The organism is Microbacterium sp. MMO-113 (genome assembly GCF_037148555.1).
Classification (GTDB): Bacteria; Actinomycetota; Actinomycetes; order Actinomycetales; family Microbacteriaceae; genus Microbacterium.
In genome coordinates this window covers 469,938-494,072 of sequence record NZ_JBBCTD010000003.1, presented here as the reverse complement: position 1 = coordinate 494,072, position 24,135 = coordinate 469,938, and the positions used below count along the sequence as shown (strand labels likewise).

General features: G+C 72.0%; 24 protein-coding genes and 1 tRNA gene. 15 read left to right on the top strand and 10 right to left on the bottom strand.

Annotated elements, in window-relative coordinates; translation table 11 throughout:
- Positions 1–178: 178 nt before the first annotated feature.
- Together WFJ36_RS13105 and WFJ36_RS13100 are read right to left on the bottom strand one after the other, a co-directional pair.
- Positions 179–469, bottom strand: coding sequence for a DUF4229 domain-containing protein (locus WFJ36_RS13105; RefSeq protein ID WP_071328986.1), 291 nt, complete (start codon positions 467–469; stop codon positions 179–181).
- Positions 470–478: 9 nt separating this feature from the next.
- A complete protein-coding gene (locus WFJ36_RS13100) occupies positions 479–1,405 on the bottom strand; it encodes a hypothetical protein (RefSeq protein WP_071328985.1) in 927 nt (308 codons plus the stop codon).
- Between the two features lie 337 nt (positions 1,406–1,742).
- On the opposite strand from WFJ36_RS13100, the gene WFJ36_RS13095 reads away from it, so the two are divergent.
- The 5 genes from WFJ36_RS13095 to WFJ36_RS13075 all read left to right on the top strand — a co-directional run bounded on the left by WFJ36_RS13095 (position 1,743) and on the right by WFJ36_RS13075 (position 7,658).
- The gene (locus WFJ36_RS13095) at positions 1,743–2,756 is read left to right on the top strand and encodes a glycosyltransferase family 2 protein (RefSeq protein WP_336643435.1); all 1,014 of its coding nucleotides are present in this window, start codon (positions 1,743–1,745) and stop codon (positions 2,754–2,756) included.
- Positions 2,753–4,117: a polysialyltransferase family glycosyltransferase gene (locus tag WFJ36_RS13090; RefSeq protein ID WP_336643434.1), complete on the top strand. Its 1,365-nt coding sequence runs from the start codon at positions 2,753–2,755 to the stop codon at positions 4,115–4,117. The genes WFJ36_RS13095 and WFJ36_RS13090 overlap by 4 nt, the downstream gene beginning before the upstream one ends.
- A gap of 11 nt (positions 4,118–4,128) precedes the next feature.
- Positions 4,129–5,289, top strand: coding sequence for an acylneuraminate cytidylyltransferase (locus WFJ36_RS13085; protein WP_336643433.1), 1,161 nt, complete (start codon positions 4,129–4,131; stop codon positions 5,287–5,289).
- Positions 5,290–5,382: 93 nt separating this feature from the next.
- Positions 5,383–6,255 carry an N-acetylneuraminate synthase family protein gene (locus WFJ36_RS13080; protein ID WP_336643432.1) on the top strand — a complete coding sequence of 291 codons (873 nt, stop codon included), beginning with the start codon at positions 5,383–5,385 and terminating at the stop codon, positions 6,253–6,255.
- Positions 6,252–7,658 (top strand): DUF6716 putative glycosyltransferase, encoded by a 1,407-nt coding sequence (locus WFJ36_RS13075; RefSeq protein ID WP_336643431.1) that lies wholly within the window; start codon positions 6,252–6,254, stop codon positions 7,656–7,658. Before WFJ36_RS13080 ends, WFJ36_RS13075 begins: the two co-directional genes overlap by 4 nt.
- 18 nt (positions 7,659–7,676) lie before the next feature.
- Here WFJ36_RS13075 and WFJ36_RS13070 read toward each other — a convergent pair whose 3' ends face one another.
- The 3 genes from WFJ36_RS13070 to WFJ36_RS13060 all read right to left on the bottom strand — a co-directional run bounded on the left by WFJ36_RS13070 (position 7,677) and on the right by WFJ36_RS13060 (position 10,510).
- On the bottom strand, positions 7,677–8,504 hold the full coding sequence (locus WFJ36_RS13070) for an SDR family oxidoreductase (RefSeq protein WP_336643485.1): 828 nt from the start codon (positions 8,502–8,504) through the stop codon (positions 7,677–7,679).
- A gap of 180 nt (positions 8,505–8,684) precedes the next feature.
- On the bottom strand, positions 8,685–9,467 hold the full coding sequence (locus WFJ36_RS13065; RefSeq protein ID WP_071328980.1) for an ABC transporter permease: 783 nt from the start codon (positions 9,465–9,467) through the stop codon (positions 8,685–8,687).
- Complete coding sequence (locus WFJ36_RS13060) at positions 9,464–10,510, bottom strand: ABC transporter ATP-binding protein (RefSeq protein ID WP_071328979.1); 1,047 nt, start codon at positions 10,508–10,510, stop codon at positions 9,464–9,466. The genes WFJ36_RS13065 and WFJ36_RS13060 overlap by 4 nt, the downstream gene beginning before the upstream one ends.
- Before the next feature lie 63 nt (positions 10,511–10,573).
- Here WFJ36_RS13060 and WFJ36_RS13055 point away from each other — a divergent pair, with 63 nt between their 5' ends.
- The 3 genes from WFJ36_RS13055 (at position 10,574) to arfB (ending at position 12,184) form a co-directional block, all read left to right on the top strand.
- Entirely contained in the window at positions 10,574–11,566 is a 993-nt protein-coding gene (locus WFJ36_RS13055; RefSeq protein ID WP_336643430.1) for a helix-turn-helix transcriptional regulator, read from the top strand.
- Between the two features lie 59 nt (positions 11,567–11,625).
- Positions 11,626–11,701, top strand: a tRNA-Met gene (locus tag WFJ36_RS13050).
- Between the two features lie 42 nt (positions 11,702–11,743).
- Positions 11,744–12,184 carry an alternative ribosome rescue aminoacyl-tRNA hydrolase ArfB gene (gene arfB / locus WFJ36_RS13045; protein WP_336643429.1) on the top strand — a complete coding sequence of 147 codons (441 nt, stop codon included), beginning with the start codon at positions 11,744–11,746 and terminating at the stop codon, positions 12,182–12,184.
- On the opposite strand, the gene WFJ36_RS13040 is transcribed toward arfB, so the two are convergent.
- Entirely contained in the window at positions 12,150–12,815 is a 666-nt protein-coding gene (locus tag WFJ36_RS13040; RefSeq protein ID WP_336643428.1) for a TetR/AcrR family transcriptional regulator, read from the bottom strand. The two genes, arfB and WFJ36_RS13040, sit on opposite strands and share 35 nt — an antisense overlap.
- 70 nt (positions 12,816–12,885) lie before the next feature.
- Here WFJ36_RS13040 and WFJ36_RS13035 point away from each other — a divergent pair, with 70 nt between their 5' ends.
- Positions 12,886–14,163, top strand: a complete 1,278-nt coding sequence (locus WFJ36_RS13035; protein WP_292786042.1) for an MFS transporter — start codon at positions 12,886–12,888, stop codon at positions 14,161–14,163.
- A gap of 37 nt (positions 14,164–14,200) precedes the next feature.
- Here WFJ36_RS13035 and WFJ36_RS13030 read toward each other — a convergent pair whose 3' ends face one another.
- From WFJ36_RS13030 to WFJ36_RS13020, 3 genes are all read right to left on the bottom strand, one after another.
- Positions 14,201–16,273, bottom strand: a complete 2,073-nt coding sequence (locus tag WFJ36_RS13030) for a bifunctional lysylphosphatidylglycerol flippase/synthetase MprF (RefSeq protein WP_336643427.1) — start codon at positions 16,271–16,273, stop codon at positions 14,201–14,203.
- 49 nt (positions 16,274–16,322) lie between these two features.
- Positions 16,323–16,976, bottom strand: coding sequence for a DsbA family protein (locus WFJ36_RS13025; protein ID WP_336643426.1), 654 nt, complete (start codon positions 16,974–16,976; stop codon positions 16,323–16,325).
- A 64-nt stretch (positions 16,977–17,040) separates the two neighbouring features.
- Positions 17,041–17,460 carry a hypothetical protein gene (locus tag WFJ36_RS13020; protein ID WP_336643425.1) on the bottom strand — a complete coding sequence of 140 codons (420 nt, stop codon included), beginning with the start codon at positions 17,458–17,460 and terminating at the stop codon, positions 17,041–17,043.
- Positions 17,461–17,536: 76 nt separating this feature from the next.
- Here WFJ36_RS13020 and WFJ36_RS13015 point away from each other — a divergent pair, with 76 nt between their 5' ends.
- Genes WFJ36_RS13015 through WFJ36_RS13005 form a run of 3 tightly spaced genes read left to right on the top strand, consistent with a single transcriptional unit; the run spans position 17,537 to position 20,410 of the window.
- Positions 17,537–17,887 carry a PLD nuclease N-terminal domain-containing protein gene (locus WFJ36_RS13015; RefSeq protein ID WP_336643424.1) on the top strand — a complete coding sequence of 117 codons (351 nt, stop codon included), beginning with the start codon at positions 17,537–17,539 and terminating at the stop codon, positions 17,885–17,887.
- Entirely contained in the window at positions 17,884–19,551 is a 1,668-nt protein-coding gene (gene menD / locus WFJ36_RS13010; RefSeq protein WP_336643423.1) for a 2-succinyl-5-enolpyruvyl-6-hydroxy-3-cyclohexene-1-carboxylic-acid synthase, read from the top strand. Before WFJ36_RS13015 ends, menD begins: the two co-directional genes overlap by 4 nt.
- Before the next feature lie 16 nt (positions 19,552–19,567).
- Entirely contained in the window at positions 19,568–20,410 is an 843-nt protein-coding gene (locus tag WFJ36_RS13005) for a polyphosphate kinase 2 family protein (protein WP_336643422.1), read from the top strand.
- Positions 20,411–20,422: 12 nt separating this feature from the next.
- Here WFJ36_RS13005 and WFJ36_RS13000 read toward each other — a convergent pair whose 3' ends face one another.
- On the bottom strand, positions 20,423–21,676 hold the full coding sequence (locus WFJ36_RS13000; RefSeq protein WP_071328969.1) for an isochorismate synthase: 1,254 nt from the start codon (positions 21,674–21,676) through the stop codon (positions 20,423–20,425).
- 35 nt (positions 21,677–21,711) lie between these two features.
- Here WFJ36_RS13000 and WFJ36_RS12995 point away from each other — a divergent pair, with 35 nt between their 5' ends.
- From WFJ36_RS12995 to WFJ36_RS12985, 3 genes are read left to right on the top strand one after another with little or no spacing between them, the layout of a single operon-like run.
- Positions 21,712–22,275 carry a DUF402 domain-containing protein gene (locus tag WFJ36_RS12995; RefSeq protein ID WP_336643421.1) on the top strand — a complete coding sequence of 188 codons (564 nt, stop codon included), beginning with the start codon at positions 21,712–21,714 and terminating at the stop codon, positions 22,273–22,275.
- Positions 22,276–22,331: 56 nt separating this feature from the next.
- Entirely contained in the window at positions 22,332–22,991 is a 660-nt protein-coding gene (locus WFJ36_RS12990; RefSeq protein WP_396654707.1) for a class I SAM-dependent methyltransferase, read from the top strand.
- 43 nt (positions 22,992–23,034) lie between these two features.
- A complete protein-coding gene (locus WFJ36_RS12985; RefSeq protein ID WP_062632900.1) occupies positions 23,035–24,096 on the top strand; it encodes a polyprenyl synthetase family protein in 1,062 nt (353 codons plus the stop codon).
- The last annotated feature ends 39 nt before the right edge of the window (positions 24,097–24,135 follow it).

The following is a 24,135-nucleotide window of genomic DNA, read 5'->3' as shown; positions in this document are numbered from 1 at the left end:
GCCGTCGTCTCGGACCTATCCTTGGGCGCGCCGTGCGGTCGCTCCGAAGTCGTGCCCGGCGACCCGGGCGCAGGGACCGAGATGCCGGTCGAACTTATGGGTCAGCCGAGAGTTTTGAGACTCGGTCCAACAATCGGATCTGCCTCGGGTCTCCGAAGCTGTGTACGGCGGTCCCGCGTCAGGGGCGGTCGTCGGGGGCGCGGTCGACGAGTTCGTCCTCCGCGTCGGCGTCGGCCTGCTGCCCGGAGATCTTGCCCTGCCGGCGCTCGTGCAGGCGCGCGGAGGCGTCGGAGAGCGGGGTGCGGAGGAACAGCATCGAGATGCTCGCGCCGATGAGGGCCGCGAAGATCGCCGCCAGCCACCAGAACTCGCGGAAGATCGGGAAGAAGAACCACAGGATGGCCAGCGGGACGAGGAACGCCAGCAGGCGCAGCACGGTGTAGACGAGGAGGGGGGCGGGCTTCTTCACCCCCTCAGTCTACGTTCGCTGCTCCGTGCTCCCGCTGTGACGCCGGAGCCCGAGGGGCGCGAACGGGATCCCCCGCACGACGCGTCGCCACGGATGCTCGCCCAGGGTCCACAGCAGCTCATCATCCGGGTCGAGGGCCAGATCCTCGCAGCCGACGGGCAGCGCGACGGGGTGTCTGGTGAGGGCCTGGCGAGGTCCCGACCACAGCACCCCGGGACGCAGGTGGTCTGACTGCGACACGAGATAGCGGTCGCCCCACCGCACGGCTCCCTGCATATGCCGGATGCCGGGGGTGAAGCGCTCGAGTTCGACGAATCCGGCAGCGGAGTCTTCGGGGATCGCGAACTCGCCGACCATCCCGGTCTCCTGACCCCGGTACTCGCCGATGAGCACGCGGGGGAGCGGTGTCCCGTCCGCGTCGAACACCCGACCGACGAAGGAGCACCGGAGGGCGACGGGATGACGGCGGGTCCGCACCGCGACCACGGCCGTCCGTCGGTCCCTACGGCGTGCCCCGCCGCGCACCCGCTGGGCGTCGGCGCCGTGCACACGTCGAAGTGCGCCGAGGTCGAACTCCCAGATGCCCTGCCCCGTCGCGGCGACGAACAGCCGGTCTCCGAACCAGGCGAGACCGCCCGCGTGGATCGGGGCCGGCTGAAGGGCATCGTTCTCGTCGGTGACGGCCAGCACGATGTCGATACGGCGGGCGCGTTCGCGATCCACGAGGGTCACCCGGGAGGCGAGGTGGCGCCCTGAGGCATCCTGGCGGAACCAGCTCACCGCGAGCGCTCGCCGTCCACGGCGCTTCCCGACGTCGATGCCCTGGGGGTACCACCGCTGCGTCCAGGAACGCGCGGTCAGCCAGCGCACCTCGACGCCGCCGCTCCGACGACGCCGCAGCACCGGTCGCGAGATCGTGTTCCAGGGCCACCGCATGCCTCCATCGTCCCCGATCCGACGGTGGTGTGCGAATATTCACGGATTGACCTAGGTCGATTCGCGCGATCGAACAGACAGTTGTATCGTGTTACGTGTTGAGTGCTGATCTTCATGGAGTCGCTCTCGACGACGCCTCGCGGTCCGCTGGTGGGGGCCAGTACTGCCGCGGGGCGGCCGACGCCTCACGGCGGCGGTTCACCGGGTGTTCGCATCCGGCAGTGCAACGCACTGGGGGTGTGGCTCGTTCGGGTGCGGGCCACACCTCAGCGTTCGCCTCGCGCCGTCACCGGACGTTCACCCCGCGGTCGCTCTCCGGCCACCGTCGCCTGTCACGATGACGAGCCGTATCGTCCATCCCGGGAGCCCCGTGCGCACGCCCCTCGTCACCGTCATCCTGCCTGCCAAGGACGCCGGTCCGTACATCGGCACCACGCTGGAGACGCTCACCCGGCAGTTCGATGATCCGGCCGCCCTCAAGCTCGTGGCGATAGACGACGGCTCGCGAGACGACACCGGCGCGCTCCTGGGGCACTACGCGGGCCGGTTCCCGCACGCCGAAGTGCTGCGGAACCCCGAGCCGCGCGGGCTCGCCTCGGCACGCAACCAGGGGCTCGCGCATGTGGAGGGCGAGGCGTTCTGCTTCGTCGACGGCGACGACTGGATGCAGCCGCAGCGCCTCGCGGTGCTCGCCGCGCGTCTGCGAGAGCTCCGCTGCGACTTCCTCCGGACGGATCATGTGACCGTCTCCGGGATGCGGCGCGCGCTCGTGCGTGCTCCGTATCCGTGGCGGGAACGGGTCGTGCCGCCCCGGGAGGCGATCCTCCCGGTCGATGAGCCGAGCATGGTGGACTACCCGTTCGCCTGGGCGGGACTGCTGCACCGCCGCATGCTCGACCGCGGGCTGGCCGCATTCCCCTCCGGCCTCTTCACGGCCGAGGACCGCCCATGGGTCTGGCGCCTGCATCTGGAGGCCGCCTCGTTCGCCGTGGTGGACGCCCCGGCGCTGCTCTACCGACGTGGCGTCGAGAGCTCCCTCACCCAGGTGCACGACCGCCGCCAGCTCGACTTCGCCCCGGCGCTGACCCAGGTGCTCGACCTCGTCCGGGCGGACCGCGAGACCGACCGCTTCCTTCCGAAGGCCGTCTGGACCGCGCTCGCCCTCAGCGCGCATCACCTGGTGCGCTCACGGCGCATGCCGCCGCCCGTGCGGAGGGAGATGCGCCGGCGGATCCGGCTGCTGTTGCAGGACCTCCCCGCCGCGGAGGTCGCTGGGGTGCTCGCCCGGCTCGACGGTCCACGGCGGCGGGTGCTGGCGCGCAGCTTGCGCCGCGGAGGTCACGCCGGATGAGTCGCCTCTTCGCCCTGCACAGCGCCTACGGACTCGCGACGGCGGCCGCCGCGATCGACGCCGGCCTGCTCGACGAGGGCGCCGACGGCGACGGTCGGATGGCGGAGCGGGTGCTCGTGCCGTTCACCTCGTCGCGCGTCCCGGAGACGGTCGTGGGCATCGCCGAGGATCCTGCGCTGGGCTCTCTCCGCGGCCGCTTCGATCGGGTGGAGGCGCTGGCCGACGTGCTCGGTCCCCTGCATCCGAGTGCCTGGGAGCCGACGGACGCCGACCTCCCCGTCGTGGGCCGACTTCTCGCGCGCGCCTGGCGGTTCGACCCCCGCACGGTCGAGCTGTTCGTGCAGAGCCCTCAGGTCGCGCCGGCCCGCACACTCCTCTCGATGTTCCCGGAGGCCAGGGTGACCATCGTCGGCGACGGCCTCATGACCTACGCGCCGATGCGGGTCCGGCTGCCGCATGCGGTTTCCGCACGCATCGAGCGCGTCGTGTACGCCGACGTGGTGCCCGGCGTCCGTCCGCTGGCGGGGTCTCCGCACGCGGTGCCTGTCCCGGTGCCTCCCGAGTCCTTCGCCGCCGCTCTGCGCGAGACGGGTGAATCCTCAGAGGGCCCCGCTGCCGCAGGGCCGGCGACCGTTCTCGTGCTCGGACAGTACCTCGCAGCTCTCGGCCTCCTGACCACGGCCGAGGAGATCGCGCTCCAACAGCGCCTGGTCGACCGGGCGGTGGAAGAGCACGCGGAGCGCATCGTCTTCAAGCCCCATCCCGCGGCACCGCCGCAGCTCGCCCACGCCGTGCGCGCGCATGCCGAGAGTCGCGGACTGGGGTTCGTGGAGGAGCGCGGCCGCCTGCCTGCCGAACTCCTGGCGGAGCGCCTCGACGCACGCGCCGTCGTGGCGACCTTCTCGACGGCTCTGCCCACGGTCCGTACCCTGTTCGGGCGGACGATCGGTGCCGCAGGCACGACGGAACTGCTCCGCACCCTCGCCCCGGTGGAGAACAGCAACCGCATCCCCCTGACGATCGTCGATGCGCTCACCCGGACCCCCTCGCCCTACGCCGACGCGGATCGGCTGCAGCTCCTCGTCGACGCGGTGGGCTACATGATGCAGCCGGAGATCGCGGGACACCTCCGCGTCCGGGCCGAGGAGCTGCTCGACGGCCTCGACGAGGAGGAACGTCGCCGCTACTTCGCCCCCGACCGGTTGGCTGCGCTCGCCCTTCCCGGGGGCTCGGCACCGCGCGGCGCGCGCGGCCTGCTGCGTCCGCGCGGAGGCGTGGGTCGGGTCGAGGAATGGCGGCTCACGGCTGTCGGCGCCCGCCGCCGCGCGGGCCGAGCCTGGCGGGAGATCCGGGGACGATGAGGAGACACGACATGGACGAACCCGTGCAGCCGGCGGTGGCGATCATCCCCGCGCGGGGCGGGTCGAAGCAGATCCCGAGGAAGAACCTCGAGCGTGTCGGAGGGGTTCCGCTGGTGGCCAGGGCCGTGCACGCCGCGCGGGCGGCGGCGTGCTTCGATCTCGTGGTCGTCTCGACCGACGACGACGAGATCGCCGCGGTGGCCGAGGAGGCGGGCGCACGGGTGGTCCGGCGCCCGGCCGAGCTCTCCGGAGACACCGCGGCCTCGGAGGCGGCGATCCTCCATGCACTCGATGACCTGGAGAGCAACGGCGAGCGTTTCGAGATCGTCGCCTTCCTGCAGGCCACCTCGCCCTTCCTCCCGAGCGCGGCGCTGGCCGGTGCCGTCGGCGACGTGCGGCGGGGGCGGTCGGACAGCGTCTTCTCCGCCGTAGAGACCTACGGCTTCCTCTGGAGACGGCGGGCCGACGGTACCGCCGAGGCGATCAACCACGAGGCCGGCCACCGCCCTCGTCGCCAGGACCGCGAGCCGCACTACCTGGAGACCGGAGCCTTCTACGCGTTCCGCGTCGACGGGTTCCGCGCCCACCGACACCGCTTCTTCGGGCGGATCGGGATCGCTCCCGTGCCCGAGGAGACGGCGATCGAGATCGACGACGCCGCTCAGCTCCAGGCCGCGCGGGCCCTCGCCGTCCTGCACGAACGGCCAGGGCGCATCCCCGCCCGCGCCGTGGTCACCGACTTCGACGGGGTGCACACCGACGACACGGCGATCATCGACGCCGCGGGTGGGGAGCGGGTGCGGGTCAGCCGGGAGGACGGGATGGGTGTCGCGCTGCTCCGGCGGGCCGGAGTGCCCATGCTCATCCTCTCCACCGAGGTGAACGCGGTGGTGCGCGCTCGCGCCGACAAGCTCCGCGTCCCCGTCCTGCACGGGATCGATGACAAGGAGTCCGCGCTCCGGCAGTGGGCCGGAGAGCAGGATGTGGCGCTCGCCGACGTCGCCTACCTCGGCAACGACGTCAACGACCTTCCCGCGATGCGGATCGTGGGCTGGCCGGTCGCCGTCGCGGACGCGCACCCGCTCGTCCGGGCGGAGGCGCGCGTCGTGCTGGGGAGGCGAGGCGGCGACGGGGCCGTGCGCGAGCTCGTCGAGCGGGTGTTGTCGAGCTGACCGCCCCCGGTAACCGTCCGGTCGGCCGGTGTTCACCCGCGGCCCGTACTCAGGAAGGACGGGGTGGAAGACCGCTCGACGACCGGAGGAATCATGACTGTCAGCATCGGATCGCATGTGATCGGCGGCGGCCGTCCCGCCTACGTCATCGCGGAGATCGGCCTCAACCACAACGGCGACGTCGACATCGCCAAGCGCCTCATCGACGTCGCGGCCCGAGCCGGCGCGGACGCGGTGAAGTTCCAGAAGCGCACGCCCGAGATCTCCACGCCGGAGCACATGCGCGACGTGCCGCGGGAGACGCCGTGGGGAACGATGACGTACCTCGACTATCGCCGTCGGGTGGAGTTCGGCCGCGACGAGTACGTCGAGATCGGCGACCACGCCACGATGCAGGGCCTGGACTGGTTCGCCTCGCCGTGGGACGTGCCGAGCGTCGCGTTCCTCGAAGACCTCCACGTCGTGGCGCACAAGGTCGCCTCGGCGAGCCTGACCGACACGGAACTGCTCGTCGCGCTGCGGGAGACCGGGAAGCCCGTCATCCTCTCCACGGGCATGTCCACCATGGAGCAGATCGATCGTGCGTTGGACACGCTCGGCACCGACCGCGTCGTCCTCATGCACGCGACCTCGACCTACCCCCTCGAGCCCGAGGAGGTGAACCTGCGGGTGATCGCGACCCTGCGGGACCGCTATCCCGGGATCCCCGTCGGCTACTCGGGACATGAGCGCGGCCTGCAGATCTCGCTCGCCGCGGTCGCGATGGGGGCGGTCGCCGTGGAGCGTCACATCACGCTGGACCGGACGATGTGGGGCTCCGACCACGCCGCATCCCTGGAGCCCGGAGGGCTGGAGCACCTGGTCCGCGACATCCGGGTCATCGAGAGCGCGGTGGGCGACGGCGTCAAGCGCGTGTTCGACAGCGAGCGCGCGCCGATGGCGAAGCTCCGCCGCGTGCCCGCATGACCGCCGGCGCCGGGATGCGTGTGGTCGCCATCGCGGACGCCGACTCGTTCGTGAAGTGGGCGGCATCCCTGCTGGGGGCCGTGCCCGGCCTGCGGTCGCAGCTCCTGCTGGTGCGCACGCCGCTGACGGTGAGCGGAGCGCAGCAGGATGCGGCACTGGCGGGCACCGGCCTCGATGCCGCCGACGTCACCCGGCTCGACCTCGACCGCGTGGCCGGATGGCTCGAGGTCGAGCGCCCTGACGTCGTGCTGCTCGCCGGGCGGGGACCGTTCGTCCGGCTCCTCGGCCGCGTCGTCGATGCGCTGCCGCATCGCCCCGTGACCGTCTCCGGGCTTCCCGGCATGGCGATCCCCGCCCAGCGCGGGGCGCTCGACTACCGGCGACACACCGACCTGCTGGTCGTGCACTCCCACCGCGAGCGCCGAGCGTTCGCCGACCTCGGCGAGCGCATCGGGGTGCAGATGCCGATCGCGCTGGCGACCCTCCCCTTCGCGCGGGGTCGCGAGCGGTGGGGCGGCAGCCGTCTCCGGGAGTCCGGGGCAGCCGGATCCCTCTCCGCGGGGACGGGCGGAGTCGCTCTCGCGGAGCGTCGTGTCGCCCCAACGCCGGCGGCGCTCCGGCGGCCCGGGGCGACGGACGTCGTCTTCGCCGCGCAGGCCCTCGTGCCCGCCCGCCCCGAGCAGCGAGCGGCGATCGCCGCCCTGCTCGTGCGCGCCGCGGAGGCCGACCCGTCGCGCCGGGTGGTCGTGAAGCTGCGGTCCCGGCCGGGGGAGGCCGAGACCCACCTCGACCGTGATCCGTACACCCGGCTCTTCGCCGGGGGCTGCCCGGCGAACCTCGTCTTCTCGCACGCGCCGATGGCGACCGCTCTCGAGTCCGCCGCCGGCCTGGTCACGGTGAGCTCGACGGCTGCGGTCGAGGCGCTGGCCCACGGGGTCCCGGTGATAGCGCTCGACCGCTTCGGGGTGCACAAGAGCCTGCTCAACACGGTCTTCATCGGAAGCGGTCTGCTGGGCGGCGCGGGCGAGGTCGTCGCCGGCCGATTCCGCCACCCGCACCCGTCCTGGCTCCGCGACAACTACTTCCACGCGGAGGCGGAGTCGGACTGGTGGGACCGGGCACAGGAGCTCGTGGCCCTGCGGCGGGCCGGGGCCCTGCCGCATCGCCGGGTGCCCGCGGCCCGGGGTGGGACCTGGCATGAGGCCTGGCATCGCGCGAGCGTGCTCGGCCGCGCGGACCGCTCCCTCACCGGCCGCCTCGCGCTCGCCGCCGGCGTGCCCGCGACGCGTGCGCTCTCGGTGCTGCGTTCGGCCCGGCGTCGGAGCGGTCAGGACACCTGGGCCGACCCGGCCACGGACTACACGCTCGAACCAAACCCGTTCCAGGACTCGATCCGCCGCTGAGTCGCGGCCGGTCCACGCTCAGACCGTGCGCCAGTCATGGCTCTCGATCGCCGCACCCGCCTGTGGCCCCATCTGCAGCATCCCGCCGTCGATCACGACCGAGGCCCCCGAGATGTAGGCGGCCTCCGGCGAGGCGAGGAACGCGATCAGCGCGGCCACCTCGCGCGCGTCGCCCGGGCGCCCGAGCGGGATGCCGGGGCGGTCCTCGGCATGCGGGTCGGTGTCGGTCTGCCCGGTCATCGGGGTCGCGATCTCACCCGGGGCGACACTGACGGCACTGATCCCGTACCGCCCGAGCTCCAGTGCGAGGTTCTTCATGAGCCCGCCGAGGCCATGCTTGGCGGTGTCGTACGCGCTCGCCCCCACCATCGGCTGGTGCTCGTGCACGCTGGTCACGGAGATGAGCCGCCCCCCGCGCCCCGCGGCGACCATCGCCCGGGCCGCTCGCTGCAGGCAGACGAAGGCGCCGGTGAGGTCGGTGTCGAGCACCCGGTTCCACTCGTCGAGCGTCACGTCGAGGAACGGGGTCTGGAGCCCGGCGCCCGCGTTGTTGACGAACACGTCGACGCCGCCGAGTTCCGCGAGCAGCCCGTCGACCACGTCGCCGCACGCGGGGATGTCGGAGACGTCGAGCTGTGTCACCACCGCGCGGGCGCCGTGGCTGCGCACCTCGTCCGCCGTGTCCTGGGCGCCGGCCTCGTCGCTGTGCCAGGTGATGCCGACGTCGATCCCCGCTGCGGCGAGGGCGACGGCGGTGGCTCGCCCGATCCCGGAGTCGGCACCGGTCACGATCGCGCGGCGAGCCTCGGCCTCCAGTCGCGCCTGCGGGTCTCCCGCCTCCGCCATCGGCGTCGGAGTCTTGTCGTTGTGCTGGGATTCGGACATGTCGGCCTCCTGCTCGGGCGTCATCGGTGCGAGCGACGGTACGGGGGCGGCGCGGCGCGGGCGAACCGGTTGACGGCGAGCGACGGCGACGCTAGCGGGACGGGGTGCCGCCGCGGAGGGCGGCGGCACCCGCGTCCGAGCTCAGCTGCTTCGGCGGATCGCCCTCACACCGACCACGAGGCCCACCGCGGCGACCGCCAGTGCGGACACCCAGCCCCACAGGACGGTGACATCGCCGAGCTCGCCCGCGAAGAGGGCGCGCTCCGCCTGCACCACCCAGTTCACCGGATTGACCGCGGCGACGACGCGCATCCAGTCGGGAGCCGCATCGAGAGGGAGCAGCATCCCGGACAGGATCAGCAGCGGGAAGATCAGCGACTGCTGCACGCCCCAGAACAGCCACTCGCGATCCTTCGTCGCCAGGGCGAGGGAGTACGAGAGCGAGCCAAGGCCCACGCCGAACACAGCGAGCAGCGCGAGGCCGATGAGCAGGCCGGGGATGTCGGCGGCGAAGCCGAACGGCCAGGCGATCAGGACGATGATGAGTGCCTGCACGACGATCGGCGCGATCTCCTTCAGTGCGCGGCCGACGAGCAGCGAGGATCGTGCCAGTGGGGCGACGAGAGTGCGCTCGTGCGAGCCGGTCATCATCTCGTACTGCAGGTTCGACCCGGTCGAGCCGGTGCCGAACAGCACGATCATCACGAGGACGCCCGGGACGAACCAGGCCAGCGTCTCCCCGGCCGGACGCCCGGAGTCGCCGATCAGCAGCGGAGCGAACAGGCCGAGGAAGACGAGCGGCTGGAGCAGGCTGAAGATCAGCGTGAACGGGTCGCGGAGCACGGGCTTGAGCTCCCGGCTCAGCACGTTCCTGGTGTCGCGCGCGAGGTTCGGACGCACGAGGGTGTCGGTGGGGATGGTCATGAGCGGGCTCCTGTCGTGCTGTTCTGGGAGGCGGCGGGTGCCGCTTCCATGGCGGATGCGTCATCCGCGGCATCTGCGCCCTCTCCGGCTTCGCGCAGGGTGCGGCCGGTGAGGGCGAGGAAGACGTCGTCCAGGGTGGGCGGCACCCCCGTCGCGCGGCGGACCAGGATGCCGGCACCGTCGAGTTCGCGCACGATGACCGGGAGCAGGCGGTCGCCGTCCGGAACCGCGAGCGACACGGCGGCCCCGTCGATCGTGACCTCGGCCGTGCTGAGCCCGGCGACCACGGCACGGGCCCTCTCCGCCTCTGCGGCATCCGCGAACCCGAACGTCAGCACGTCCCCGGCGAGTGTCGCCTTGAGGGAGGCCGCGTCGTCGTCGGCGATGATGCGTCCCCTGTCCATGACCATCACGCGCTCGGCGTAACGGTCGGCCTCCTCCAGGTAGTGCGTGGTGAGGAACACGGTGGTGCCGTGCTGCGTGCGCAGGTCGAGGATGTGCTCCCAGAGGTTCGCCCGACTCTGCGGGTCGAGTCCGGTAGACGGCTCGTCGAGGAAGATCAGCGGCGGCGCGTGCATGAGCCCGAGCGCGATGTCGAGCCGACGCTTCTGCCCGCCGCTGAGCTGCTGGACGGTGCGCGTGGCGAACGATGTGAGGTCGAGCGACTCGATGAGTTCGTCGGCCCGGCGCGCGCTGTCCCGCTTCGACATTCCGTAGAAGGCGCCCTGGCTCAGCAGCTCATCACGGACGCGCTGAGAGAAGCTGCCGCTGGTGAGCTGTCCGACGTAGCCGATGCGGGCCCGTACGCCCGCCGCGTCGGCATGGATGTCGTGGCCCACCACCCTCGCACGCCCCGAGGTGGGCGGGATCAGCGTGGTCAGCATCCGCAGGGTCGTCGACTTGCCGGCGCCGTTCGGGCCGAGGAACGCGACGAGCTCTCCGCGGACGGCGGTGAAGGAGACGTCGGTCACGGCATGGACCGGCGTCTTCTTGACGGTGAAGGTCTTGGTGAGGCCTTCGGTCTCGATGAGGGGTTCGTTCATGACCGCGAGCGTAGAAGCGAACCAGGACAGATACTGTCCGCGATATCTGGCAGTCTGGCGAACATGAGCGACACCACCGTGCGGGCCCTCGCCCTGCTCAACCTGCTGCAGACGCATCGGCATTGGCCGGGAACCGAGCTCGCCGCGCGCCTCGGTGTCACCGAGCGCACCGTCCGGCGCGACGTCGATCGGCTCCGCGAGCTCGGATATCGCGTCGAGTCGATACCGGGGGCCGCCGGCGGGTACCGGCTGGAAGCGGGGAGCGCCGTCCCGCCACTGCTCCTCACCGACGACGAAGCTGTGACCATGGCCATCGGCCTGAGGGTCGCCGCGACGCAACAGGTCATCGGGGGCGCGGAGGTCACCCTCACCGCACTCGCCAAACTCGAGCAGGTCCTGCCGTCGCCGCTGCGACAGCGGGTGAACGCGCTCGCGGCCTCCGTGCGTCCGCCGCGCATCGGCGACGCCCCCGCCGTCTCGCCCGTGGTGATCGGCGAGGTCGCCTTGGCGACGCGGGACGCCGAACGCCTGCGCGTGCGGTACGTCGACGGGGAGGGGACAGAGAGCGTGCGCCGGGTCGAGCCCCATGCCCTCGCGCCCGCCGGCCGCCGGTGGTTCCTGCTGTGCTGGGATCTCGACCGCGACGACTGGCGGACGTTCCGCGTCGATCGGATCGCGGCGGTGGAGCACACGCGGGTGCTGTTCACGCGGAGGCCCCTGACCGAGGAGGAGATCGAGGAGCGGGTCCTCATCGCCTCGTCGTGGTCTCCGCAGAAGGTCGAGACCGACGCCGTGATGGACCTTCCGCTCGCCGAGATGCAGGCCCGTTTCGGACCGTGGTCGCAGGGCGCGACGGCAGAGGGCGCTCAGCGTACGCGCTGGCCGGTCGGCGGCTCGGACTGGCGCGAGGCGATGTACGGGCTGCTCTGGATCCCCGCGGGTGTCGAGTACACGACGAGCTTCCCGGAGCCGCATCGGTCGGAGTTGCGCGAAGCGGTGGAGCGTCTCCTGCGAGCGCTCGACGCGACGCCCTCCGCGTTATCCGGCGACTCATAGTGTTATCCCAGGCAACGGTCCTGGTGGGGATGATCACGGCCGGGTAACGTCGACCCCATCGCGGCGATCCGGGCGGTCCCGGGCCCCGGCTCATATCCGGAGGCGTTGCGGGTTCGACTCCCGCCGTCGCGTCCACTCGGTCCCTCTGCGCGGCCGCTCATCCCCGATGATGGAGGCATGCCTTCCGCCCCTCGCCCCGGACTCCGGGTCTCCGCGGGTCTGACGATCCCGGAGGCCGAGCTGTCCTGGCGATTCTCCCGATCGTCGGGGCCCGGCGGTCAGGGCGTGAACACCACCGACTCCCGGGTCGAGCTGGTGTGGGATGCGGCGAATTCCGCCGCCTTGTCGTCGACGCAGCGCGACCGGATCCTGGAGCGGCTCCGCGGACGACTGGTCGACGGCGTGCTGACGGTCGCCGCCTCCGAGCACCGTGCGCAGCTGCGCAATCGGGAGGCGGCCAGGGAACGGCTCGCCGCGCTCGTCGCGGAGGCGATACGTCCGCCGGCGCCGGCCCGACGGGCGACGAAGCCGAGTCGGGGATCGAAGGAGCGGCGGCTGACGGCGAAGCACCGCCGCACCGACGTCAAGAGCCTGCGGCGGCGCCCCCGCGAGGACTGACGTCCGGACCCGTCTGTGCGCTCCGCAAGCCGGTGAGCTGCTCCTCGATCGGGGCCCAGCCGTGTTCGAGGAGCGCGGAGCCGGCGTCGAGCACCTCCTGCTGGTCGTCGCTCTCGGTGACGAGGATCTGCATCTGCAGGACGAATCGTGCGTACACCCGGACCTCGGGGGTGGGGCTGGGGATGCCGAGCTCGTCGGCGATGGCCGCGGCGAGTGCATCCTCATGGCGCAGCCACATCTTCGACGCGTAGTCGCGGAGCGCCGGGGTCTCGTTGAGGAAGCGCAGGAAGACGCGGGCCACGTCGTCGCCGTGCTCGTCGAGGTTGGCGCCGATCTCGGCCGCGTAGAAGTCGTGGATGGCCCGATTGATCGTCACGCCGGTCGGCCGGTCGCGCACCGCCGATACGAGGCGATCGCGCTGCTCGTCATCCTCGTCGAAGACAAGCGCCTCCTTCTGCGGGAAGTGGGCGAACACGGTGGTGGGGGAGACATCGGCGGCGTCGGCGACCTCGCGGATGCTCACGTTGTCGAACCCGCGCTCCAGGAACATCCGGGTGGCCACGTCGGAGATGTTCTTGCGGGTCGCGGCTTTCTTGCGCTCGCGGCGGCCCAGGGGCGGGGGCGTCGTCATGCGGCAACCTTATCGTGCACTCGACCAGAAAGTGTATTGACACCAAAACTGGTATCGCTACACTTTTGATATGACTTCACCTCATCTTCCCGTTCGCGGCGCCGGCCGCGCCTGGGTCATGCTCGTCGTCCTGACGATGCTCACGGTCATCGGCATGACCGTCGTCCTCCCCGTCCTGCCGTTCGTCGTGCTGCAGTACGTCGCGCACGAACACGACCTCGCTCTCTGGGTCGGCGTGCTGGAAGCGGTCAACGGGCTGTGCGCCTTCCTCGCCGCACCGCTCCTCGGCCGCCTCTCCGATCGGTTCGGACGACGACCCGTCATCATCGTCGCGGCGTTCGGCGCGGCCTTCTCGATGGCGCTGTTCGGCGTGGGCGGGGCGATCTGGGTGCTCGTGCTCGCCCGTGTCATCCAGGGGCTGACGGCCGGGGACCTTCCCGCCCTGTTCGCCTACCTGGCCGACATCACGCCGCCCGAGAAGCGCGCGCAGCGCTTCGGCCTCCTCGGCGCACTGACCGGCATCGGCACCATGATCGGTCCCGCCATCGGCGGTCTGCTCGCCGCGATCGATCTGCGTCTGCCCGTGTTCCTCACCGCGGCGGTCGGTCTCACGATCGCGGTCCTCAGCATCTTCCTGCTGCCGGAGAGCCTGCGCCCGGAGAACCGCATCGCCCGGATCGCTCTCCACGACGTCCAGCCGTTAGGCGTGTTCCGTACCGCGTTCGGTCGGCCCGAGCTCCGCGGACTGATGATCGCGTTCGCACTGCTCGCGCTGCCGTTCGGATTCTTCGTGAACAACTTCAGCGTGCTCGCCCTCGACGCCATCCAGTGGGGACCGGCGCAGATCGGCCTGCTCACGGCGGGGGTCGGCATCATCGACATCCTCATCCAGGGCGTGCTGCTCGGCATCCTGCTACCGCGGATGGGCGAGCGCGGCGTGATCGTCAGCGCCATCACCGCGCAGGCGATCGGTCTCGCCGGTCTCGCGGTCGTGGCCTCGCTGCTCGCCCAGCCGTGGCTCTTCATCGTCGGCGCGCTCCTGCTCGCCGCCGGTCAGGGCGCCGCTCAGGCCGCGATGGACGGCGCGATGTCCAACGCCGTCGGCGACGACGAGCAGGGCTGGCTCGGAGGCGCCACGCAGTCCCTCAACGCCGCGATGGGCACGATCGCGCCGTTGATCGCGGCCGCTCTGTACACCGCGGTCAGCCATGCCGCGCCGTACTGGCTGGGCGTCGGGATCATGGTCGTCGCCGCGCTGGTCGTCGCGCGGGCCCACATCGCGAACACCGCGAAACGCCCCGTGCCGGAGGTGCAGGACGCCGTCGGAGTGGCCGAGGCGCGGGTCTGAGCCGAGGGGCCCGAACGGCGGCGAGGGTCCGCGGAGGTCAGCGCTCGCCGCGGACGAGCTCCACTCCCGCCCCCGCGAACTGCCGCAGCGTGGCATCGGGGAGGAAGGCCCGGGTGAGGGCGCCGCCGATGCGGGTGAGGTCGCTCTCGTCGCGGAAGAGGAGGTACATGGTCTCGTAGCGGGGGTGGAACTTCTCCTTGAACCGGTGCAGCGAGCGGAAGCCGTAGACGGGCTCGAGTGCGTCGGCCAGGCGCTCGCTCAACGCGGCGATCACCCCCGCGTCCGGCGGGTAGTCGTGCGCGAGGGGAGCACCGGAGAGCGACATGATCTCGGCGCCTTCCTCCGAGAACTGCTGGGCGGAGGCGCCGATCAGATACTCCATCACCGGTCCGAAGCCGCCCTCGCGGCGCCGCATGAGGTCGAGGGTCCAGCCGCGCACCACCCCGCCCTCCCCGTACACGGGCAACCAGGACAGGAAGCCGTCGACGTCGCCGTTCGGAGCGATCGCGAGGGCGAGTCGCACCTCGGGGTCCTCCGCCTCCTCCAGAGTCCCCAGCGTGAACCGCATCTCCGGGAGATCCTTGTCGCCGACCCACGCCTCCGAGATCCCGCGGAGCTGCTGCCGCAGGCCCCAGGTCTCCGCGGCCAGATGGGTGAGCCGGAAGGTCATCTGCTCCCGCCCCGCCCGGTTGAGGGATGTGCGCACCGGCTGCCAGCGCTTGCCGGTGAAGGTGAGACCGGGGAGGTCGACGATCGTGTCATCGGCCACCACGAGGCTGCGCCACGTCTCCGGGACCGCCGCTCTCGTCGCCTCGTCCGCACTGAAGAAGCACGGCACGAGGCCGGCGTCCTCGGCCGCGCGGATGAAGTCGCGCACCGCCGTCGCGCGGGACTCCGCCGGGCCGATCGGGTCGGCGAGCGCCAGCGCGACGCCGTTGCGGCGCTGGTACGCGACGATCCCGCCGTCCACGCGGGCATAGCCGTTGCCCTCCCACGTCGTCATCCAGGAGAGGGTGCCGCCGCCGTGCGCCCGCAGTTCGCGGCGGAGCTCGTCCGTCGTCGGGGCGGGCTGCCGGCCGAGTCCGGTCGAGCGGCGAGCGCGGAAGGCCCGGCGCACCGTGATGAGGTAGACGAGCACCAGTGCCCAGAGCACGCCCGTGGCGAGCGTCAGCTCGGTCTCCGCATCGATCACCGTCTCCAGCTGCGCCTCACTCGTGAGGATGATGAGGACGAGCACGAGCGTGGCGGCCAGCACGTTGAGCGGGCCGAGGACGATGGCCACCACCCAGGCCCACCGGCGACCGCGCCGCAGGCCGTTCGCGATGAACAGGATCACCGCGACGTCGATCGCCGTGTCGATGAACCCGCCGGATGCCGGTTCCGTCGGGCCGAACGGACCGTCGGTCGGTACGAGGACCGTGATGATCTCGATGGCCACGAGCGTGAGCACAGCCATCACGGCGATCAGCCGCTGCTCCCGGACGGTCGTGCGCCGTACGCGCAGGCTCCGGTCGACGAAGAGGATGAGCAGCACCGCGAACAGGTGCTCGAGGTCGGCCAGCTTTCCCCAGAACATCATCGCGACGAACACGAATCCGAGGAGGACCAGCCACGCGCGCACCCGCCAGGGCGGCCGGAACAGGCCGACGGCGGCGGCGATGCAGGCCATGGTCCCGCCGGACGCCCCGACGTCGAGGGCCTGTGCCTGGGTCTGCGCCCACGCCCACGGCAGCTGCGACACCAGCAGCAGGAACAGGGCGGTGGCGAAGACGGCGAAGAGCTGTCCGACCGCGAAGTAGGCGACGGCGACCCGGGTGCCGCGACGGTGCTCCAGGAAGCCCATCCCCCAGAACCCGGCGATGGTGAAGATGTACACCCAGGGTTCGTTGACGAAGAACGTCCCCGTGACCGGCGTCCACCACTTGCCCTCGGCCAGGCTCGGCAGCCCGTAGGCGACGGCGGGGAAGAGGGCCGAGTCTTCGAACGGCCGCCACAGCCCCTGCCAGATCACGCCGGTGAGCAGCACGAGACCGATCATCGTCAGCGTCGCCGGCGTGGTCCGCAGGGCCCCGAACAGGAGGCGGGCCGACGAGGGGCGCTCCGAGGTCATGCGCTCAGCGTAGAGGTGGGGCCGCCGCACGGCGACCCCACCGACCGCATCATTCGGCGATGGCCTTCGCGATCGCCTCCTCCAGGTCGTTCCACTCGACGATCTCGACCTTCTCGCCGTCGACGAAGAAGGTCGGGGTGCTGCTCACGCCCAGCCGCTCGCCGTCGCGCTTGTCCTGCTGCACGCGGGCGAGGGTCGCCGGATCGGCGACCGCGGCGTCGTACGCGGCCAGGTCGAGCCCGAGATCCTCGGCGAACGCGCGGAACACCTCCGGCGTCTCCGTCGACTGCTCGCCCCACTGCGCCTGCGTCTCGAACAGCCGGTGGAACATGTCCTCGTAACGGCCCTGCTGTGCGGCGGCCTCGGCGGCGAGAGCGGCCTGCGTCGAGTTCACGTGCCCGGGCAGGGGGAAGTACCGGGTCACGTAGCGGATGTCGCCCTCGTAGGTGGCGCGCAGCTCCTCCACGATCGGGTAGAAGGCGCCGCAGGCCTCGCACTCGAAGTCGAGGAACTCGACGACGGTGACGGCGTCGGGGCCGCCCTCGTCGAGCACGTGGGAGTCGGTGCGGACGGTGGGCAGTTTCTCGCCGGCCTCGGGATCGGGCTGCGCGGGCTGCTGGCTGAGGGCGTAGACGATGCCGGCAACCAGCAGTACGGCGGCGACGGCGACGGCGATCAGGGTCGCCTTGACGGGGGTCTTCATGGGGTCTCCAAACACGGGGGATACGACGAGGGGTGCCGCGGAGGCGGCCGGAGCCGGCGTCGGATCAGGTGCGGGAGATGGAGAGTTGGATGAGCGAGACCGCGGGCAGGAACGGGCGGGGACCGGCGCGGAACCGTGCGGTCGTCCGCGGAACGAGACCGCGGAACCGCAGGCCGCTGCGGGTGCGCAGCTGCCGGAAGAGGAGGACGAGGGCGACGCAGCAGAGGGCAGCCGCGGCGCACGCCGCCGCCGCGGCCGGATCCGCCGGTGCGGTCTCGGCGATCGGTCCCGCCGCCGAGGTGTCGACCGGCTGCGAGACGCCCGGGGCGAGGCACAGGGTCGCGTGCGCATCCGCCGACCCGTGGGAGGCCGACCAGGCGCCGATGACGAGGAAGAGCGCGAGGCCGACGGCGATCATGATCCGGCTGCGCAGGATCCGCTCGGCGCGCGCTCGCGGCGTCGGGACGGGGGCGAGGGGCGGCATGTCCTGCGCAGTCTAACAACGGGGCCTTTGCCGTCCCCCGAGGCCCGTCCGACCCCGACATGCCTAGACTGGAGGGGTGGCGAGACTACTGATCGTCGGCGGCTTCCTCGCCGCCGTCTTCTGGGTGTACAGCATCGTCGACTGCGCCGTGCAGCCGGCGACGCGGCACCGGGGCGTGCCCAAGGCCGCTTGGGTCGCCATCGTCGTCCTCATCCCCGTCATCGGCGGCATCCTCTGGTTCGTCATCGGCCGCCGACGGGCGAACGACCAGGGCGTGCCGCGCACCGTCGCTCCCGACGACGACCCCGAGTTCCTCCGCAGCATCAGCAAGGCGGAGCAGGACGCCCGCATCCGTCGCCTCGAGGAGGAGCTCGCGCGGCTCGACGAGGAGACCGACGAGCCGCCCGCCGCGGACCCGCGCCCGTGACCTCGTCTCCGGCGACGGAGGCCGCGGCCTCCCTGTTCGCCGATCTCGTGGCCCACGGCGTCCGTGACGTCGTGCTGTCCCCGGGGTCACGCTCGCAGGCGCTCGCGCTCGCCGCGGCGACCTTCGCCGACGACGGCGCGCTCCGCGTGCACGTGCGGATCGACGAGCGGGTCGCCGGGTTCACCGCCCTGGGCATCGCCAGGGAGACGAGGGTCCCCGTCGCGGTCGTGTGCACCAGTGGCACGGCCGTCGCGAACCTCCTCCCGGCGACGATGGAGGCGTTCCACTCCGGGGTGCCGCTGCTGCTGCTCACCGCGGATCGGCCTCCCGAGCTGCGGGGGGTCGGTGCGAACCAGGCGACCCTCCAGGAGGGTCTGTTCCACCCCTGGGTCCGGGCGCAGATCGACGCGCCCGTTCCCGGAGACGGCGAGTGGGACGGCCTCGCCGCGCGCGTGGTCGCCCTCGCGCTCGGGGCGGCGGAATCCGAGTCCGGGCTTCCTGGCGTCGCCGGCCCCGTGCACCTGAACTTGCCGTCCCGCGAGCCGCTGTCGGGGGCGATGCCGGCGCGCACGCTGTCGCCGGGCGAGGCCCCGCGGCTTCCGGAGCCGGAGGCGTTCGCGCTGGAGCGCGGCCCGCGCACCGTGGTCCTCGCGGGCGCCGATGCGGGCGCCGCGGCGGAGGAGATCGCCCATGCCGGCGGGTGGCCGCTTATCGCGGAGATCGTCAGCGGCGCGCGGTTCGGACGCCAGGTGGTCCACGGGTATCGTCGGCTGCTGTCCCGCGACGACCTCGGCGGACGTATCGAGCGGGTGGTCGTGCTCGGGCACCCCACGCTCAGCCGCGAGGCCGCGCGCCTGCTGTCCCGCGCGGACGTGGAGGTGATCGCGGTCCGCAAGGGCGGCGAGGAGCTGAACCTCAACCACCGCACCCGCGCCGTCTCGGCCGTCACGGTCACGCCGGGGGAGACCGACCGGGAGTGGCTCGGCGCCTGGATGCGGGCCGCCGCCGACGAAGCCGTGGATCTCAGCGAGAACGCCCCCGACACCGAAGGGCTCTCCTCTACCGACTTCGCTGCCCGCCGCGACGCCGTGCGCGCGGAACTCGACGCCGTGCGGCGCCCGCTCGACCGCGAGCGCCTCGTGGATGCGGTGTGGCGGGCCACCTGGCCGCACGACCGTCTCGTCTTCGGATCGTCGCGCCTGGTGCGCGTCGCCGACGAGGTGCTCGGCGGCAAGAAGGTCCCGGTGCACGCCAACCGCGGACTGGCCGGGATCGACGGCACGATCGCCACCGCCACGGGCATCGCCGTCGCGAGCCAGGCCGCCGGCGCCCCCGGCGTGACCCGCGTGCTGCTCGGCGACCTCGCGTTCCTCCACGACGTGGGGGCGATGCTGTTCCCGGACGACGAGACGGAGCCGCGCCTCCAGGTCATCGTCGGCAACGACGGAGGCGGGACGATCTTCGACGGCCTCGAGGTGGCGGGCACCGCGCCTGCCGCACACCTCGATCGCGTGTTCTACACCCCGCACGGGGTGCGTCTGGAGCACCTCGCGCTCGCCTACGGCTGGGAGTATCAGCGGGTCACCACGCGCACCGCTCTCGATCAGGCGCTGACGACGCCGCGCGGCGGCCGCCAGATCATCGAGGTGCCGCTGCCGCGGTGACTGGCATCATGTGCGTATGAACGCGCACACCTGGACGCAGAACCTGCGGGTGCGACCCGGCTTCCGCCTCGCCGACGTCGATCCCGACAGCAAGCCCGGCTACGACCACGGCAAGTCCCGCGGCACGGCCGACCTGGAGGCCGGTCTCGAACAGCTGAACACCCTGCAGGAGCGGCTGTTCGCCCAGAGCCGGGTGGGCGCCGCCCAGGATGCGGTGCTGCTCGTCCTGCAGGCGATGGACTCGGCGGGCAAGGGCGGCATCGTCCGCCATGTCGTCGGGGGCGTCGATCCCCAGGGCGTCGCACTCGCCGCATTCAAGGCGCCGACGGAGGAGGAGCGCCGGCACGACTTCCTGTGGCGCGTCGAGAAGCGGGTTCCGGAGCCCGGGTTCATCGGAGTCTTCGACCGCTCGCACTACGAGGACGTGCTCATCGGACGGGTGCGGCACCTCGCCGATCCCGCGGAGATCGAGCGGCGCTATGACGCGATCAACGCGTTCGAGGAGCGCGTCGCGGCCTCCGGCGCCCGCATCGTCAAGGTCATGCTGCACATCTCCCCGGAGGAGCAGAAGGCGCGGCTGATGGAACGCCTGGAACGCCCCGACAAGCACTGGAAGTACAACCCCGGCGACGTCGACGAGCGGATGCTGTGGCCCGAGTACATGGAGGCGTATCAGACCGTCTTCGACCGTACGTCCACGGAGGCCGCCCCCTGGTACGTCGTGCCCGCGAATGCGAAGTGGTATGCCCGGCTGGCCGTGCAGGAGCTGCTGCTCGCCGCCCTCGAGGACATCGATCCGCAGTGGCCGGTGGCCGACTTCGACGTCGAGGCCGAGAAGAAGCGCCTCGCCGCGAGCTGACCGCGCGGGGACTCAGGCCAGCGCGTCGACGAGCGGGCGGAACTTCACCCGCGTCTCGAGGAGTTCACTCTCGGGATCTGATCCGGCGACGATTCCGGCCCCGGCGTAGGCGGTGACCGCGATCGCGTCGTCCGTCGTCGTGAACTGCGCGCACCGCAGCGCGATGGCCCACTCGCCGTTGCCGTCCGCGTCGACCCAGCCGACCGGTCCGGCGTAGCGCCCGCGGTCGAACGGTTCGAGTTCCCGGATGGCGGTGATGGCCGTCGGTGTCGGGGTGCCGGCGACGGCGGCGGTCGGGTGGAGTGCGCGCACCAGATCGAGGGCCGACCGACCGTTCTCCAGCTCGCCCTCCACATCGGTCGCGAGGTGGAAGAGGTTCGGCAGCTTGAGAAGGAAGGGCTGCTCGCTCGCCGCCAGGGCCCTGGTGTACGGGCGGAGGGAGGCGAGCACGCTCTGCACGGCGTACTGGTGCTCGTCGAGGTCCTTGGTGCTGGAGGCGAGGTGCGCGGAGGCCGTGGTGTCGGCGTCGGCGTCGGCCCCGCGTCCGATCGTCCCGGCGAGCACGCGCGCGGTCACCGTGCGGTCCTGCACCGTGACGAGGGTCTCCGGGCTCGCGCCGATCAGCCCGTCCACGGCGAAGACCCAGGTGTCCGGGTACCCGGTGGCCAGCGCACGGACGAGGCGTCGCAGGTCGGAGCTGGCGGGGATGGTGCCCTGGAGGTCGCGGGCGAGGACGACCTTGCTGAGCTCGCCGTCCGCGATGCGGCCCAGCGCTCCGCGCACCGCGTCCTGGTAGCCCTGCGGGCTCTGCGCTCCGGGGCCGATGGTGCCCGCCCAGTGCGGTCCGTACTCCGCCGGCTCGACGTCACCCGGCGCGCGCTCGTCGTCGGACCGGCGGATACGGGTCTCCCAGAAGCGGTCGCCGTGGCGGCCGCGGATCCGCGAGGGGATCGTGAGCACGCTGTCGGCGTGCGAGTCCTCGTCGAAGGTGAAGGCCCCGAACGCGACGAGTCCGGTTCCCGGGAGTCGCAGCGGGTCGGAGACCTCGGCCGCCGCCGCGAGGCTCTCCCAGAGCGCCGCGAGGGTCTCGGCGCGGGTGCGCCCCTCCTCGGCCGACGGGCGGAGCTCGGCGAACGGCTCGCCCACCGCCACGATCCCGTCGCCGCGGCGGAACCACGCGAGGGGGCGGGCGGGGTCCGCATAGGAGAGGAGGTCTTCGACCGGGTCGATCTCTCGGGTCTCCACGATCAGGGGGGTGTGGTGCACAACTCCAGCATATTCCGCGGCCGTAGGGTGGGCGGATGAGCGATGCGCGACCCGCAGCCGGTGCCGAGATGATCTTCCAGTGGCGCAAGTGGGACGGGTCGCCGCACTGGCGCCACGAGTGCGTGTACCTTGGCGCCGATCGCTGGGGCGACTGGGTGGGGCAGCCCGCCGGATGGCACAGCGCCCGCCCGGGAGCCGAGTTCCACGCCGCCACGCCGAACGTCACCCTCGTCCCGCCGAGCGCCGACTTCGCGCTCACCGTCAATCGCCGGCATCCCCGCGGGATGCGTATCTACATCGACCTCGGGTGGGACGTGCGGTGGTCGGAGGACCCGCTGCTCGCGACCGGGATCGACATGGACCTCGACGTCGTCCGCGTGGAGGGCGACCGCGGCACCTGGGTGGACGACCGTGACGAATGGGTGGAGCACAGCGCCCGCTACGGCTACCCGGCCGCCGTCATGCGCCATCTGGAGGAGCTGGCGCTCGACCTCGAGACGCGGGTCAGGGAACGCACGGCGCCGTTCGACGACGCCACGGCCGATCCCTGGCTGGACCGGCTCGAAGCGCTGGAGCTCGCGCCTAGACTGGACGCGTGACCGCGAACGACAAGAACCGCGCCGATCTCGGCAAGGACCCCGCCCGCGTCAGCGGCATGTTCGACCAGGTCGCCGCCGGATACGACCGCACGAACACCGCGATGACCTTCGGCAACGACGCGTTGTGGCGGGCCGCGACCACCCGCGCCGTCGCCCCGAAGCCGGGGGAGCGCATCCTCGATCTCGGCGCGGGAACGGCATCCTCCTCCGCCTCCCTCGCCCGCAGCGGGGCGCAGGTCGTCGCGGCGGACTTCTCGCCCGGCATGCTCGCCGAGGGCCGGCGCCGCCACGGCGCGATGCGCAACCTCTCCTTCGTGCAGGCGGACGCCACCGCCCTGCCGTTCGCGGACGACGAGTTCGACGCGGTGACGATGTCGTACGCGCTGCGCAACGTGAACGACCCGAAGAAGGCGCTGCGCGAGCTCTACCGGGTGACCAAGCCGGGCGGCCGCCTCGTCATCAACGAGTTCTCCACCCCGCCGGGGAAGCTCTTCCGCGGGGCCTACCGGTTCTACAACGCGCAGGTGCTCCCGCGCGTGGCCCGCGTCGCCGGTACCAACGGCGACGCCTACGACTATCTGAACGAGTCGATCCGCGACTGGCCCGACCAGAAGCGGCTGTCCGAATGGATCAGGGAGGCCGGCTGGCAGGACGTCGCCTACCGCAACCTCACCTTCGGCATCGTGGCCCTGCACCGGGCGCGCAAGCCCGCGTGAGCACGGCGCGAACGGCGGCACCCGACGCAGGTAGGCTGGGAGCGTGACTTCGAGCCCCAGCGCCCCGGGTTCGCGACTCGCGAGCCGTCTCGGCTTCAGCGATCGCGTCTTCGTCGGTCCCGCCGCGCGTCGCATCGCCCGCACGATCGAGGACGGACTGGAGCTGGTCGAGACCGGGCTCGCGGACGACGTGCGCGTCGCCGATCCCCTCGCCGACGCCGCCAGCCGCTATCTGTACGAGGCCGGCGGCAAGCGCATCCGCCCCGTCCTCACGCTGCTCGCGGCCCAGCTCGGCGACGGCAACACCCGAGAGGTGATCGACGTCGCGAAGGCGCTGGAGATCACGCACCTCGGCTCGCTCTACCACGACGACGTCATGGACGGAGCCGACCGCCGCCGCGGTGTCCCCGCAGCGCAGACGGTGTGGGGCAACAACATCGCCATCCTCACCGGCGACATCCTCTTCTCGCGCGCCAGCCAGCTGATGTCGCGGCTCGGCGAGCGCGCCATCCGGCTCCAGGCCGACACGTTCGAGCGCCTCGTCCTCGGGCAGATGCACGAGACCCTCGGTCCGCAGCCGGATGACGACCCGATCGCGTTCTACATCCAGGTGCTCGCGGACAAGACCGGTTCGCTGATCGCGGCGGCCACCCAGGGCGGCGTGATCTTCTCGAACGCCCCCGCGGAGTACGAGGAGCCGCTGCGCGTCTACGGCGAGAAGATCGGCGTCGCCTTCCAGCTCCTCGACGACGTGATCGACCTGTCGGCCAAGCCCGAGGAGACCGGCAAGGTCCCCGGCACCGACCTGCGCGCGGGCGTCCCGACCATGCCCTACCTCCTGCTCAAGGCGGAGGGGGATGCGGCGGCGGCCGATCTCGCTGCCCGCATCGACGACGGCGTGGCCCTCATCGCCGACGGTGCCGACCCCGCGATCCTCGACGGACCGCTGGACGAACTCCGTGACCACGCCGTCACCCAGAAGACCCTCGAGCTCGCGCACGCGTGGACGCAGGAGGCGATCGACGCCCTCACGGCCCTGCCGCGCGGCACCGTGCGCGAAGCGCTCACCCGATTCGCCGAGACCCTCGCCGAGCGCTCCAGCTGACACCGCACGGGCCCTGGGCCCGGGTGACTGCCGCGACGG

Bases quoted from the DNA above. Each gene is read 5' to 3' on its own strand.
- WFJ36_RS13080 (WP_336643432.1), top strand. From the start codon at position 5,383: ATGACTGTCAGCATCGGATCGCATGTGATCGGCGGCGGCCGTCCCGCC.
- WFJ36_RS12995 (WP_336643421.1), top strand. From the start codon at position 21,712: ATGAGCGATGCGCGACCCGCAGCCGGTGCCGAGATGATCTTCCAGTGG.
- WFJ36_RS13035 (WP_292786042.1), top strand. From the start codon at position 12,886: ATGACTTCACCTCATCTTCCCGTTCGCGGCGCCGGCCGCGCCTGGGTC.
- WFJ36_RS13095 (WP_336643435.1), top strand. From the start codon at position 1,743: ATGACGAGCCGTATCGTCCATCCCGGGAGCCCCGTGCGCACGCCCCTC.
- WFJ36_RS13100 (WP_071328985.1), bottom strand. From the start codon at position 1,405: ATGCGGTGGCCCTGGAACACGATCTCGCGACCGGTGCTGCGGCGTCGT.
- WFJ36_RS13085 (WP_336643433.1), top strand. From the start codon at position 4,129: ATGGACGAACCCGTGCAGCCGGCGGTGGCGATCATCCCCGCGCGGGGC.
- arfB (WP_336643429.1), top strand. From the start codon at position 11,744: ATGCCTTCCGCCCCTCGCCCCGGACTCCGGGTCTCCGCGGGTCTGACG.
- WFJ36_RS13040 (WP_336643428.1), bottom strand. From the start codon at position 12,815: ATGACGACGCCCCCGCCCCTGGGCCGCCGCGAGCGCAAGAAAGCCGCG.
- WFJ36_RS12990 (WP_396654707.1), top strand. From the start codon at position 22,332: ATGTTCGACCAGGTCGCCGCCGGATACGACCGCACGAACACCGCGATG.
- WFJ36_RS13005 (WP_336643422.1), top strand. From the start codon at position 19,568: ATGAACGCGCACACCTGGACGCAGAACCTGCGGGTGCGACCCGGCTTC.
- WFJ36_RS13020 (WP_336643425.1), bottom strand. From the start codon at position 17,460: ATGCCGCCCCTCGCCCCCGTCCCGACGCCGCGAGCGCGCGCCGAGCGG.
- WFJ36_RS13070 (WP_336643485.1), bottom strand. From the start codon at position 8,504: ATGGCGGAGGCGGGAGACCCGCAGGCGCGACTGGAGGCCGAGGCTCGC.
- WFJ36_RS13060 (WP_071328979.1), bottom strand. From the start codon at position 10,510: ATGAACGAACCCCTCATCGAGACCGAAGGCCTCACCAAGACCTTCACC.
- WFJ36_RS13065 (WP_071328980.1), bottom strand. From the start codon at position 9,467: ATGACCATCCCCACCGACACCCTCGTGCGTCCGAACCTCGCGCGCGAC.
- WFJ36_RS13090 (WP_336643434.1), top strand. From the start codon at position 2,753: ATGAGTCGCCTCTTCGCCCTGCACAGCGCCTACGGACTCGCGACGGCG.
- WFJ36_RS13030 (WP_336643427.1), bottom strand. From the start codon at position 16,273: ATGACCTCGGAGCGCCCCTCGTCGGCCCGCCTCCTGTTCGGGGCCCTG.
- WFJ36_RS13025 (WP_336643426.1), bottom strand. From the start codon at position 16,976: ATGAAGACCCCCGTCAAGGCGACCCTGATCGCCGTCGCCGTCGCCGCC.
- WFJ36_RS13055 (WP_336643430.1), top strand. From the start codon at position 10,574: ATGAGCGACACCACCGTGCGGGCCCTCGCCCTGCTCAACCTGCTGCAG.
- WFJ36_RS13075 (WP_336643431.1), top strand. From the start codon at position 6,252: ATGACCGCCGGCGCCGGGATGCGTGTGGTCGCCATCGCGGACGCCGAC.